The organism is Streptomyces sp. NPDC052701, assembly GCF_040678355.1.
Taxonomy (GTDB): Bacteria; Actinomycetota; Actinomycetes; order Streptomycetales; family Streptomycetaceae; genus Streptomyces.
This window is the reverse complement of the sequence record NZ_JBFATO010000007.1, coordinates 163042-175576: the sequence shown is the minus strand read 5'-3', so window position 1 is coordinate 175576 and position 12535 is coordinate 163042. Positions and strand designations below refer to the sequence as shown.

10 protein-coding genes and 1 riboswitch are annotated in these 12535 nt (G+C 72.6%); of the genes, 7 read left to right on the top strand and 3 right to left on the bottom strand.

All coding sequences use genetic code 11. The annotated features are described in order from the left end of the window. Positions 1–153: 153 nt before the first annotated feature. From AB0L29_RS11770 to AB0L29_RS11745, 6 genes are all read left to right on the top strand, one after another. A complete protein-coding gene (locus tag AB0L29_RS11770; RefSeq protein WP_365825906.1) occupies positions 154–1485 on the top strand; it encodes an HD-GYP domain-containing protein in 1332 nt (443 codons plus the stop codon). After that, entirely contained in the window at positions 1482–2729 is a 1248-nt protein-coding gene (locus tag AB0L29_RS11765) for an HD domain-containing protein (protein WP_365825904.1), read from the top strand. Before AB0L29_RS11770 ends, AB0L29_RS11765 begins: the two co-directional genes overlap by 4 nt. A 113-nt stretch (positions 2730–2842) precedes the next feature. Continuing rightward, on the top strand, positions 2843–3823 hold the full coding sequence (locus tag AB0L29_RS11760) for a hypothetical protein (RefSeq protein WP_365825902.1): 981 nt from the start codon (positions 2843–2845) through the stop codon (positions 3821–3823). Between the two features lie 153 nt (positions 3824–3976). Next, positions 3977–4627, top strand: a complete 651-nt coding sequence (gene def, locus AB0L29_RS11755) for a peptide deformylase (protein WP_365825900.1) — start codon at positions 3977–3979, stop codon at positions 4625–4627. Positions 4628–4906: 279 nt separating this feature from the next. Further along, the gene (cyc1, locus tag AB0L29_RS11750; protein WP_365825898.1) at positions 4907–5992 is read left to right on the top strand and encodes an epi-isozizaene synthase; all 1086 of its coding nucleotides are present in this window, start codon (positions 4907–4909) and stop codon (positions 5990–5992) included. Beyond that, positions 5989–7359, top strand: coding sequence for a cytochrome P450 (locus AB0L29_RS11745; protein WP_365825896.1), 1371 nt, complete (start codon positions 5989–5991; stop codon positions 7357–7359). The genes cyc1 and AB0L29_RS11745 overlap by 4 nt, the downstream gene beginning before the upstream one ends. Before the next feature lie 3 nt (positions 7360–7362). On the opposite strand, the gene AB0L29_RS11740 is transcribed toward AB0L29_RS11745, so the two are convergent. Beyond that, positions 7363–8325: a helix-turn-helix domain-containing protein gene (locus tag AB0L29_RS11740; protein ID WP_365825894.1), complete on the bottom strand. Its 963-nt coding sequence runs from the start codon at positions 8323–8325 to the stop codon at positions 7363–7365. 95 nt (positions 8326–8420) lie between these two features. On the opposite strand from AB0L29_RS11740, the gene AB0L29_RS11735 reads away from it, so the two are divergent. Beyond that, positions 8421–8639 (top strand): hypothetical protein, encoded by a 219-nt coding sequence (locus AB0L29_RS11735; protein WP_365825892.1) that lies wholly within the window; start codon positions 8421–8423, stop codon positions 8637–8639. Between the two features lie 153 nt (positions 8640–8792). On the opposite strand, the gene AB0L29_RS11730 is transcribed toward AB0L29_RS11735, so the two are convergent. Further along, entirely contained in the window at positions 8793–9803 is a 1011-nt protein-coding gene (locus tag AB0L29_RS11730; protein WP_365825890.1) for a ribonucleotide-diphosphate reductase subunit beta, read from the bottom strand. Further along, positions 9803–12145, bottom strand: a complete 2343-nt coding sequence (locus tag AB0L29_RS11725) for a ribonucleoside-diphosphate reductase subunit alpha (protein ID WP_365825888.1) — start codon at positions 12143–12145, stop codon at positions 9803–9805. Before AB0L29_RS11725 ends, AB0L29_RS11730 begins: the two co-directional genes overlap by 1 nt. Before the next feature lie 122 nt (positions 12146–12267). Beyond that, a riboswitch (cobalamin riboswitch) is annotated at positions 12268–12409 on the bottom strand. Between the last annotated feature and the right edge of the window lie 126 nt (positions 12410–12535).

The following is a 12535-nucleotide window of genomic DNA, read 5'->3' as shown; positions in this document are numbered from 1 at the left end:
ACTCCGGCCGCTGTCCGCCGCCCGGTCCCCGACCGGGCAGGCATCACTCGAACGTGCTAATGCGCGGGTTATCGGCCCGCGTCACCCCCCGCGCCACCCCTAGGCTCCGGATCCGACAGACGCAGTCCGGGGGCACGCTCGGGGAGGGGCTTGATGGAGGCGGTACCGGCACGGGCCCGCGCGTACGTCGCCTCCGCCGCCCTGGCGGCCCTGCTCTGCCTGCTGCCGCTGCCGGCGGTCCACACGTCCTGGGGGGCGGTCGCGCTGCTCGCCGCCCTGTACGCCGGGTGCGAACGCCTTGCCCGCTCGCGGCTCGCCGCGATCTCCTACCCGGCGGGCACCTTCTACCCGGTGCTGCTCGCCGGGGCCTTCCTGCTGCCGGCGCCCGCCGCCGCGCTCGTCGCGCTGCCCGGCGCGCTGCTGTCGCGCGTCGAGCAGCGGCCCGTCCTGCTGCGGCGGATCTGGCGCGCCGCTCAGCTGGTGCTCGCCGTGTGGACCGCCGCCCGGGTGCACCGGGCGCTCGGCGGGCGGGCCGCGGTCGCGGCGGGCGACCTCCCGGACGCGCTCGGCCCGGCCGGGGCCGCGGTGCTGGCGTTCTGCCTGGTGCTCACCCTGCTCGACGGCGGGGTCCGGGCGCTGGCCGAGCGGGTGCCCGTGCGGCGGGCCTGGCGGGGACTGCTGTCGCGCTCGCTCGCCCCCGTCGCCGTGCACGGGCTCGCCGGGCTGATGACGGCCGTGCTGTGGTGCAGCCCGTACGGGCCCGTCGCCGCGCTGCTCGTGCTGCTGCCGATGCGCGTGTCCTGGTGGGCGTTCGCCCAGTACCACCGGGAACGGGCCGCCCACCAGGCGACGATCCGGGCGCTGGTGCAGGCCGTCGACATCAAGGACGGGTACACGCGCGGGCACAGCGAGCGGGTCGGGCACGCGTCGATGATGATCGCCCGCGAACTCGGCATGGACGACGAGCGCGTCGAGGTCATCCGGTTCGCCGGGATCCTGCACGACGTGGGAAAGCTGGGCGTGCCCACCCGGATCCTCACCAAGGACGGGCCGCTCACCCCGGACGAACGCCGGGTGATCGAGCTGCACCCCGAGTACGGGCACGAGATGGTGCGGGGCATCTCCTTCCTGGGGGAGGCCCGGGCGGCGGTGCTGCACCACCACGAGCGGCTCGACGGCACCGGGTACCCCTACGGACTCGTGGGCGGCCAGATCCCCGAGTCGGCGCGGGTGGTCGCGGTCGCCGACGCCTTCGACGCGATGACGTCCACCCGGTCCTACCGCCGGGCCCGGCCCGTCGAGGCCGCGCTGGAGGAGCTCCAGCGGTGTGCGGGGGGCCAGTTCGACCCGCGGATGGTCGCGGCGCTGGTCCGCGCCCTGGGACGGTACGGCTGGCGCCCGGCCGTGACGGCCGACGACGTCCACGCCCCCGGCGCCCCGCCGCCCGGCCCGCCCGTCCCCAGCCGGCCCGGAGCGCACCGATGAACTCCCCCCGGCCGCCCGTCCTGCTCGCCCTCGTCCACGGATCCGCCGCCCTGCTCGCCGCCGTCTGCCTCGGCGTCACCCTGTGGACCGGGCTGGCGGAGCGGCCGGCCGCGCTGGCCTTCGGCGTGCTCGTGGCCGTCGGCGAGGGCATCCGGTGGAACGGCGCGGGGGTCAGGGAGGCGGCGCCGCTCGGGGCCGCGGGGGCGCTGTCGTACGCGCTGCTCGGGGAGCACGCCGGGCGGCCCACGGACCACGGCGCCGCCCAGGTCGTGACCGTGGTGCTGACCGCCTCGCTGCTCGGCAGCGTGCCGCACATCGCGCGCGGGCACGGACCCGCCTGCGACCACCTGGCACGCCGCGCGCTCACCGTCGGGTTCGTGGCCGTGTGCTTCCAGCCCCTGTTCAACCGGGGCACGTTCGACGACTGGATCGGCCCCGCGTACGCGCTGCTGCTGCTCGCGCTGCTGTCGCTGACCGCGCTGTGCGACGCGGTGCTCGCCGCCGCGCTGGCCCACGCGCGCACCGGGTGGCCGTTCGGGCCGGTGCTGCGGGACGGGCTGCGGGCGGTGCCCGGCATCGGGACGGCCGTCATCGCCACCGGCGCGGTGATGGCGCTCGCGGTCGCCGTCGTGGGTCTGTGGGCGCTGCCCGTCTTCTCCGTGCCGCTGCTCCTGGCCCAGCTGTCCTTCCGGCGGTACGCCGCCGTGCGCGCCACCTACCGGCAGACCATCGCCTCCCTGGCGCGGGCCACCGAGATTGCCGGGTACACCCCCTGCGGGCACGCCCGGCGCGTCGCCGCGCTCAGCCGGGCCGTCGGGCGGGACCTCGGCATGACCGAGCCCGAGCTGACCGTGCTGGAGTACGCGGCCCTCATGCACGACATCGGCCAACTGAGCCTGGTCGACCCGGTGCCCGCCGGGGCCACCGCCGGGCTGCCCGAGACGGAACAGCGGCGGATCGCCCTGCTCGGCGGGGCCGTCGTGCGCCGGACCGGGGTCGACCCGCGGGTGGCGACGGTCGTGGAGCGGCAGGCCGATCCCTGCCGGGAGCAGCCGCTCGCCGCGCGGATCGTGCGGGCGGTGAACGCGTACGAGGAGAGCGCGCGCGGCGGCGGGCCCGAGGGGCCCCTGACGGCGCTGGAGGAACTGCGGCTGGCGACCGGCGGGACGTACGCTCCCGAAGTGGTCGAATCGCTGGCCCGGGTGCTGGCCCGGGGGTGTCTTACCCTGCCCACCGCTGGGTAACCCATGGGTAATGAGCGCCCTTCCGGCCGCACGTGGTTGGATGCGAAGGAGAGGGTGTCCGGGGGCGCGGAAGGCACAGCCAGCCCACCACACGGAACTGGCAGGCGGGAATCGTGAGGATCTTCGGCAAGGGACGGCACCGGCCCTCCGCCTCCTGGCGGCAGGCCACCGACCGCGCGTTCACGCTGATCGGCGACGGGCGGTACGAGGACGCGGGGGCGCTGCTGACGCGGGCCGCCGATCTGGAGCCCTGGCTGTCGGAGTCCTGGTTCAACCTGGCCCTGCTGCACAAGTTCCGGCACGACTGGGAGCAGGCGCGGACGGCGGGCCTGCGGGCCGTGGCCCTGCTCGACCGGGACGCCGGGGCGCCCGACTGGTGGAACGTCGGCATCGCCGCCACCGCCCTGCAGGACTGGCCGCTGGCCCGGCGCGCCTGGCAGGCGTACGGGCTGCGGGTGCCCGGGAGCGCGACCGAGTCCGGCGAGCCGGCCGGCATGGACCTCGGCAGCGCGGCCGTCCGGCTGTCCCCGGAGGGGGAGGCCGAGGTGGTGTGGGGGCGGCGGCTGGACCCGGCCCGCATCGAGGTGCTGTCGATCCCGCTGCCCTCCTCGGGGCGGCGCTGGGGCGAGGTCGTCCTGCACGACGGCGTCCCGCACGGCGAGCGGACCACGGCCGCCGGGCACACCTACCCCGTCTTCGACGAGATCGAGCTGTGGGCGCCCTCGCCTGTGCCCACCTGGGTGGTGCTGCTGGAGGCCGCGACCGAGACCGACCGGGACGCGCTGGAGCAGCTGGCCGCCGACGCCGGGTTCGCCGCGGAGGACTGGTCGTCGTCGGTGCGGCTGCTGTGCCGCACGTGCTCGGAGTCGCGGATGCCGTCGGACGAGGGCGACGGGGAGCACCTGGACCCGCACGACCACAGTGAGCCGGGGCACCCCGGGCCGCTGGGGCACCGCACCGACGGGCAGCTGTGGGTGCCGGAGCGGGAGTGCGGCCTGGCCGCGCCGGCTTCGCTGGTGCGGGGGCTGCTGGACGGGTGGGTCGCCGACAGTCCGGATTCGCGGGACTGGCGGGACCTCGAAGAGGTGTGCTGAGGCCGTCGCCCGGACGCGGGCCCGTCGTGGCGGGTCGCGCCCGTGCGGCAGAGCCGCATGCCGGACACGGTTCCGCGCCCCTCGCGGGACGCGTTCGCCGTACCCTGTACCAGCACCACACCCCCCTGTTTTCTAGGAAGGCATACGTCGGTCATGGCTCAGCAGGACACCGATCAGCAGCACGCGGGCGTGCTCCCCGTCGACGACGAGGGGTACGTCATCGACACGGAGGACTGCGAGGAGCGCGAGACGGCCTGGCGGGAGCGCGGCACCTCGCGGCCGATCACCGTGGTCGGGAACCCGGTGCTGCACCGGGAGTGCAAGGACGTCACCGACTTCGGCGAGGAGCTGCAGCAGCTCGTCGCGGACATGTTCGCCAGCCAGCGCACCGCCGAGGGCGTGGGCCTGGCCGCCAACCAGATCGGCGTCGACCTGAAGGTCTTCGTCTACGACTGCCCCGACGACGAGGGCGTCCGGCACGTCGGCGTGGTCTGCAACCCCAGGCTCGTCGAACTGCCCGCCGAGCGGCGCCGGCTGGACGACAGCAACGAGGGCTGCCTGTCGGTGCCCACCGCGTACGCGCCGCTCGCCCGGCCCGACTACGCCGAGGTGACCGGGCAGGACGAGAAGGGCAACCCGGTCAAGGTGCGCGGCACCGGCTACTTCGCACGGTGTTTGCAGCACGAGACCGACCACCTGTACGGCTACCTCTACATCGACCGGCTCTCCAAGCGCGAACGCAAGGACGCGCTGCGGCAGATGGCCGAGAACGAGCCCCGCTACCCCGTGGTCCCCAACGACTGAGACCCCACCACCCCCTGCGCACGGCGCCTGCCCGGGAGTCCCTCCCCGCACAGGCGCCGTTCGTGTGTCCGTCGCGCGTCCGACCGCGCGCGGCCCTCCGGTGATCCGGAACCGGTCACCCGAGGGAACGTTCTCGGCACCGGGGGTGGCGAATAAGGCAAATCCGTTCCCAGGAAGGTCAGTTGTAGTGCTGAATGGGATGAGCGGGCTACGCAACGGCGCACGCCCGGCACGGGGGAGGGGGCGCGGCGCCGACCGGCGGCTGAGAGGGGTTAGTTCGTGCATGCTTTGTCACACGGCACCACATCGACACCGACCGCGATCGCAGTTCCACCGTCGCTCTCGCTCCCCGTGATCGAGGCGGCGTTTCCCCGGCGGCTCCATCCGTATTGGCCGAGGCTTCAGGAGAGGACCCGGGCGTGGCTGCTGGAAAAGCGGCTCATGCCCGCGGACAAGGTCGAGGAACATGCCGACGGCCTGTGCTACACGGACCTCATGGCGGGCTACTACCTGGGCGCCCCCGATGACGTCCTGCAGGCGATAGCGGACTACAGCGCGTGGTTCTTCGTCTGGGACGACCGGCACGACCGCGACATCGTCCACGGCCGTACGGCCGCCTGGCGCCGGCTGCGGGACCGGCTCCACGCGGCCCTCGACTCCCCCGAGGCGCACCTGCGTCACGAGGACCCCGTGGTCGCCGGGCTGGCGGACAGCGTGCTGCGGCTGTACTCCTTCCTGCCGCAGACGTGGAACGCCCGGTTCGCCCGGCACTTCCACGCGGTGATCGAGGCCTATGACCGGGAGTTCCGCAACCGTACCGAGGGCATCGTCCCGACCGTCGAGGAGTACCTCGCGCTGCGCCGGCTCACCTTCGCGCACCGGATCTGGACCGATCTGCTGGAACCGAGCGCGGAGTGCGAACTCCCGGACCCGGTGCGGAAACACCCGGCGTACCGGCGGGCGGCGCTGCTGAGCCAGGAATTCGCCGCCTGGTACAACGACCTCTGCTCGCTTCCCAAGGAAATAGCGGGGGACGAGGTCCACAATCTCGGCATCAGTCTCGTCATTCACGAGGGCCTGACACTGGAGGAGGCGATCGCGGAAGTCCGGCGCCGTGTCGAGGAATGCATAACGGAATTCCTCGCCGCCGAGCAGGAGGCCCTGCGGTTCGCCGAAGAATTAGCCGACGGCACGGTGCGGGGAAAGGAACTGAGCGCCGCCGTGCGCGCGTGTGTCCACAACATGCGGAACTGGTTCAGCTCCGTCTACTGGTTCCACCACGAGTCCGGCCGGTACATGGTCGACGACTGGGACGACCGGTCCACGCCCCCGTACGTCAACAACGAAGCGGCAGGTGAGAAATGACCCTCGAATCGGCCGGACCGGAAGCCCGCTCGTCCGCGGAGCTGCGCGAACCGCCCGTGGCGGGCGGTGCCGTCCCCCTCCTCGGCCACGGCTGGAAGCTGGTGCGCGACCCGCTGGCCTTCATGGCCCGGCTCCGGGACCACGGTGACGTCGTACGGCTCAAGCTGGGACCCAAGACCGTGTACGCGGTCACCACACCGGACCTCACCGGCGCCCTCGCCCTGAGCCCCGACTACATCATCGCCGGGCCGCTGTGGGAGTCCCTGGAAGGCCTGCTCGGCAAGGAGGGCGTCGCGACCGCCAACGGGCCCCGGCACCGCCGCCAGCGGCGCACCATCCAGCCCGCCTTCCGCCTCGCCGCCATCCCCGCCTACGCGTCGGTCATGGAGGAGGAGGCGCACGCGCTGACCGAGCGCTGGCAGCCGGGGCGGACCATCGACTGCACCTCCGAGTCGTTCCGCGTCGCCGTGCGCATCGCGGCCCGCTGCCTGCTGCGCGGCGACTACATGGACGAGCGGGCGGAACGGCTGTGCAACGCGCTCGCCACCGTCTTCCGGGGCATGTACCGGCGGATGGTGGTGCCGCTCGGGCCGCTCTACAAGCTGCCCCTTCCGGCCCATCGGGAATTCAACAGGGCGCTGGCCGATCTGCATCTCCTCGTCGACGAGATCGTCGCCGAGCGCCGCGCATCCGGTCAAAAGCCGAACGATTTGCTGACGGCATTACTGGAGGCCAAGGACGAGAATGGCGACCCCATAGGTGAACAGGAGATCCACGACCAGGTCGTCGCGATACTCACCCCCGGCAGTGAAACCGTCGCCTCCACGATCATGTGGCTGCTTCAGATGCTCGCCGAACACCCGGATCAGGCGGACCGGGTGTGCGACGAAGTACAGGCGGTGACCGGCGGGCGCCCCGTGGCATTCGAGGACGTCCGCAAGCTCACGCACACCAACAATGTCGTCGTCGAGTCCATGCGTCTGCGCCCCGCCGTGTGGATCCTGACGCGGCGGGCGGTGACCGACACCGAACTCGGCGGGTACCGCATCCCGGCCGGTGCGGACATCGTCTACAGCCCGTACGCCGTCCAGCGCGACCCGAGGTCGTACGCGCGCCACCTGGAGTTCGACCCCGACCGGTGGCTGCCGGAGCGCGCCAAGGACGTGCCGAAGCACGCCATGAACCCGTTCAGCGTGGGCAACCGGAAGTGCCCGAGCGACCACTTCTCGATGGCGCAGCTGACGCTGATCACGGCGGCGCTGGCCGCCAGGTACCGCTTCGAGCAGGTGCCCGGCTCCGACGACGGCACGCGCGTGGGCATCACGCTGCGCCCGCAACGGCTGCTGCTGACACCGGTGCCGAGGTGACCTTCAGGCGGCCTGCGGCCCCCTGAAGGTGCGCCGGTAGGCGTGCGGGGTCGTGCCGAGGGCCCGTACGAAGTGGTGGCGCAGCGCGGCCGCGGTGCCGAACCCCGTTCGGCCCGCGACCGCGTCCACCGTCTCGTCCGTCGCCTCCAGCAGGTGCTGGGCCAGCAGCACCCGCTGGCGCAGGATCCAGCGGTAGGGCGTGGTGCCCGTCTCCTGGTGGAAGCGGCGGGCGAAGGTGCGCGGCGCCATGTGGGCACGGGCGGCGAGCTGCTCGACGGTGACCTCCCGGTCCAGGTGCCGCTCCATCCAGGCCAGCACCTCGCCGATCGTGTCGCCCTCGGAGGCCGGCAGCGGCCGCTCGATGTACTGGGCCTGCCCGCCGTCCCGGTGCGGCGGCACCACCATCCGCCGGGCGATCCGGTTGGCGACCTCCGGGCCCTGCTCCTTGCGGACCAGGTGCAGACAGGCGTCGATGCCGGCGGCGGTGCCGGCCGAGGTGATCACCGGGTCCTCGTCGACGTACAGCACGTCCGGCTCGACGTCCGCCCGCGGGTACCGCCGGGCCAGGGCGTCCGCGTGCCGCCAGTGCACGGTGCAGCGCCGGCCGTCGAGCAGCCCGGCCGCGGCCAGCACGAAGACGCCGGAGCAGACGCTGAGCACCCGGGTGCCGCGGTCGACCGCCCGCCGCAGGGCGTCCAGCAGCTCCGGCGGGAAGTCCCGGGTCTCGTAGTCCCGCCCGGCCGGCACGGCGATCAGGTCGGCCGTCTCCAGCCGGTCAGGGCCGTGCTCGACGTGCAGGGTGAAACCGTTGGCGGAGCGCAGCGCCGGGCCCTCGGCCGAGGCGACCGCGAAGTCGTAGACGGGCAGACCGTCGTCGCTGCGGTCGGTGCCGAACACCTCGCAGACCACGCCGAGCTCGAAGGGGTTCACGCCGTCGAGCAGGGCGACGGCCACGTTCTGCAGCATGCCGTCCAGTGTGCCTCGTCCATGGCAGTAATTCGAGGGTGTGCGGCAGTCCTGCCACTGGTCGGTAAGGAGTGAACAGCGCGACAGTGGTGTCCATGAACACGACGTACACGGAGGCACTGATGGCACTGCTCACCGTTCTCGGAATGCTGGTCCTGCTGGTCCTCCCGGCGGTGATCGGCATCGCGCGCGACCGGCGCGTCGACCGCCAGCTCAGGGAGGCCCAGCAGGCCCGCACCGCCACGGAACGGGCCCGGCACCCGGACCGCGTGGCGCGGGAGACGCCCCCGCGCCACGTCACCCGCGCGGCGTGAGCGAAAGCGGGGACGACCGTCCGGCCCCGTCCGCGACCCCACCCCTCCGCGGTGCCGCGACGCGGGAGCGCGGCACCGCGGACGGCCGGAGGCCGAGGAGGAGGGTCCCGGGGGCCGTGGGACGGACCCCGGTGACGCCGGAGCAGCCGCCGGCTAGAAGTCCTCGTCCAGGTCGACGGTGCCCTCCACCGCGACCTGGTACGCCGACGGACGCCGCTCGAAGAAGTTGGTCAGCTCCTGGACGCCCTGCAGCTCCATGAAGGAGAAGGGGTTCTCGGAGCCGTACACCGGAGCGAAGCCGAGGCGGGTCAGGCGCTGGTCGGCGACGCACTCCAGGTACTGCCGCATCGACTCGGTGTTCATGCCCGGCAGGCCGTCGCCGCACAGGTCGCGCGCGAACTGCAGCTCGGCCTCGACGGCCTCCCGGAGCATGTCCGTCACCTCCTGCCCGAGCGCCTCGTCGAACAGGTCCGGCTCCTCCTTGCGGACGGTGTCGACCACGTCGAAGGCGAACGACATGTGCATCGTCTCGTCGCGGAACACCCAGTTGGTGCCGGTCGCCAGGCCGTGCAGCAGGCCCCGGCTGCGGAACCAGTAGACGTAGGCGAAGGCCCCGTAGAAGAACAGGCCCTCGATGCACGCGGCGAAGCAGATCAGGTTCAGCAGGAAGCGGCGGCGGTCGGCCTTGGTCTCCAGCCGGTCGATCTGCTCCACCGAGTCCATCCACTTGAAGCAGAAGCCGGCCTTCTCGCGGATGGAGGGGATGTTCTCGACGGCCGCGAAGGCCGCCGCCCGGTCGTCCGGATCGGGCAGGTAGGTGTCCAGCAGCGTCAGGTAGAACTGGACGTGGACGGCCTCCTCGAAGAGCTGCCTGCTCAGGTACAGGCGCGCCTCGGGGGAGTTGATGTGCTTGTACAGCGTCAGCACCAGGTTGTTCGCCACGATCGAGTCGCCCGTCGCGAAGAACGCGACCAGACGGCCGATCAGGTGCTGCTCGGCCGGGGTCAGCTTCGCGAGGTCGGCGACGTCCGAGTGGAGGTCGACCTCCTCCACGGTCCAGGTGTTCTTGATGGCGTCCCGGTAGCGCTCGTAGAAGTCGGGGTAGCGCATCGGGCGGAGGGTGAGCTCGAAGCCGGGGTCGAGGAGATTCTGGTCGCTGGTCATCACTGGCAGGCCTCGCAGGACTCGGGGTTTTCCAGGGAGCAGGCGACCGCTTCGGTCTCCTGCGCGGGGGCGGCGGCGCGGGCCGCCCGGGCGATGCGGGTCGCCGGGCGGGAGCGCAGGTAGTACGTCGTCTTCAGGCCCTGCTTCCAGGCGTAGGCGTACATCGACGAGAGCTTGCCGATGGTGGGCGTCTCCAGGAACAGGTTCAGCGACTGCGACTGGTCGAGGAACGGGGTGCGGGCGGCGGCCATGTCGATCAGGCCGCGCTGCGGGATCTCCCAGGCGGTGCGGTACAGCTTCCGCACCTCCTCGGGGATCCACGCGAAGTCCTGCACCGAACCGTTCGACTCGCGCAGCGCCTCACGGGTGCGGGCGTCCCACACGCCGAGGTCCTTGAGGTCCTGCACCAGGTAGGAGTTGACCTGGAGGAACTCGCCGGACAGCGTCTCGCGCTTGAACAGGTTGGACACCTGCGGCTCGATGCACTCGTACACGCCCGCGATGGAGGCGATGGTGGCCGTCGGCGCGATCGCCAGCAGCAGGGAGTTGCGCAGGCCGACGGCGGCGATGCGCTCCCGCAGGGCCGCCCAGCGCTCCGGCCAGGCCGGTTCGACGTCGTAGTGGTCCGGGTGCAGGACACCGCGGGCGGTGCGGGTCCGGTCCCAGGCCGGGCACGGCCCGCTCCGCTCGGCGAGGTCGGCGGAGGCCCCGTACGCGGCCAGCATGATCCGCTCGGCGATGCGGGTGGACAGGGCGCGGGCCTCGGGGGAGTCGAAGGGGAGCCGCAGTTTGAAGAAGACGTCCTGCAGGCCCATCACGCCGAGGCCCACCGGACGCCAGCGGGCGTTGGAGCGGCCCGCCTGCTCGGTCGGGTAGAAGTTGATGTCCACGACCCGGTCGAGGAAGGTCACGGCGGTGCGGACGGTGTCGTCCAGCCGCTCCCAGTCGATGTCCCCGTCGCTCACGAAGGCACCGAGGTTGACCGACCCGAGATTGCAGACGGCGGTCTCCCCGTCGTCGGTGACCTCGAGGATCTCCGTGCACAGGTTGGAGGAGTGGACGACCCGGCCCGGCTCCGCCGTCTGGTTGGCGGTGCGGTTGGCGGCGTCCTTGAACGTCATCCAGCCGTTGCCGGTCTGCGCGAGCGTGCGCATCATGCGGCCGTACAGGTCACGGGCGGGCAGCGTCTTGCGCGCCAGGCCCTTCGCCTCCGCCGCCCGGTACGCGGCGTCGAACTCCTCGCCCCACAGGTCGACCAGCTCGGGCACGTCCGACGGCGAGAACAGCGACCACTGCCCGTCGGCGTTCACGCGGCGCATGAACTCGTCCGGGACCCAGTGCGCGAGGTTGAGGTTGTGGGTGCGCCGGGCGTCCTCGCCGGTGTTGTCGCGCAGCTCCAGGAACTCCTCGATGTCGGAGTGCCAGGTCTCCAGGTAGACGGCGGCGGCCCCCTTGCGCCGGCCGCCCTGGTTCACGGCGGCGACCGAGGCGTCGAGCGTCTTCAGGAACGGGACGATGCCGTTGGAGTGGCCGTTGGTGCCGCGGATCAGCGAACCGCGCGAGCGGACGCGGGAGTAGGCGATGCCGATGCCGCCCGCGTGCTTGGAGAGCCGGGCGACCTGGTGGTAGCGCTCGTAGATGGAGTCCAGCTCGTCCTTCGGGGAGTCCAGGAGGTAGCAGGACGACATCTGGGGGTGCCGGGTGCCGGAGTTGAAGAGGGTGGGGGAGGAGGGCAGGTAGTCGAGGCGGCTCATCAGCCGGTAGAGCGCGGCGACCTCGTCGACGGCCCGCACGCTGTCGTCCTCGGCGAGACCGGCGGCCACGCGCAGCAGGAAGTACTGGGGCGTCTCGACGACCTTGCGGGTGATCGGATGCCGCAGGAGGTAGCGGCTGTGCAGGGTGCGCAGGCCGAAGTAGCCGAAGCGGTCGTCGGCCGCCCGGTCGACCAGCGCGTCCAGCCGCTCGGCGTGCAGGCGCACGAAGGCGGCGGTGCGGTCGGCGATCAGGCCCTCGCGGTGCCCGACGGCGACGGACCCGGAGAACGACGTGACGCCCTGCGAGGCGGCCTCCGCGCGGATGCCGAGGGTCAGCAGCCGGGCGGCCAGCTTCGAGTAGGCGGGGTCCTCGGAGATCAGGCCGGCCGCCGCCTCCGTGGCCAGCTCGCGCAGCTCCGTCTCGTCCGCCCGCGCGGACCGGCCGCGCAGCGCCGCGGCGGCGACGCGGCCGGGGTCGGCGTCGGGAAGGTCGGCGGTCAGCTCGGTCAGGGTCCGCAGCAGCGCGGCACCGGGGCCGTCGTCGGGAACCGGGGGCGCTGAAGCCGGATCGGCTGGCGCGATGGTCACGTGGGGCTCTCCCTCGCTCGGCACGGGGCCTCGCCGAGGGCAGGGGGCAGCTCACGAGCGCACGGGGCGTCGCGTCCACCGGCCCATTCCACGAGGCCCGGACGTCAGGGCACCCGGACCGGTCGGCCGGGTGCGCTGTCGGCAGGTCCTCGGACTGGACAGGCGTGCGGACGCACGCGAGTACACCGTTGCGGGACAGTTCCGGATTCGCACCGGATTCCCCTGCGGCGACAACGAGCACGAGCATACATCTGGTGCCGGGTCGCGACGGCACCCCCCATATGTTGTGTCGTCATGTGTCGTCATGTGTCGCGTCGTCGGCGATCGGCACCTCGGCGCCGCCCGCCCGCAGCGTCCCGCGGCGTGCCGGGGACGAGAACGACGACGGGC

Bases quoted from the DNA above. Each gene is read 5' to 3' on its own strand.
- AB0L29_RS11770 (WP_365825906.1), top strand. From the start codon at position 154: ATGGAGGCGGTACCGGCACGGGCCCGCGCGTACGTCGCCTCCGCCGCC.
- AB0L29_RS11765 (WP_365825904.1), top strand. From the start codon at position 1,482: ATGAACTCCCCCCGGCCGCCCGTCCTGCTCGCCCTCGTCCACGGATCC.
- def (WP_365825900.1), top strand. From the start codon at position 3,977: ATGGCTCAGCAGGACACCGATCAGCAGCACGCGGGCGTGCTCCCCGTC.
- AB0L29_RS11745 (WP_365825896.1), top strand. From the start codon at position 5,989: ATGACCCTCGAATCGGCCGGACCGGAAGCCCGCTCGTCCGCGGAGCTG.
- AB0L29_RS11740 (WP_365825894.1), bottom strand. From the start codon at position 8,325: ATGCTGCAGAACGTGGCCGTCGCCCTGCTCGACGGCGTGAACCCCTTC.
- AB0L29_RS11735 (WP_365825892.1), top strand. From the start codon at position 8,421: ATGAACACGACGTACACGGAGGCACTGATGGCACTGCTCACCGTTCTC.
- AB0L29_RS11730 (WP_365825890.1), bottom strand. From the start codon at position 9,803: ATGACCAGCGACCAGAATCTCCTCGACCCCGGCTTCGAGCTCACCCTC.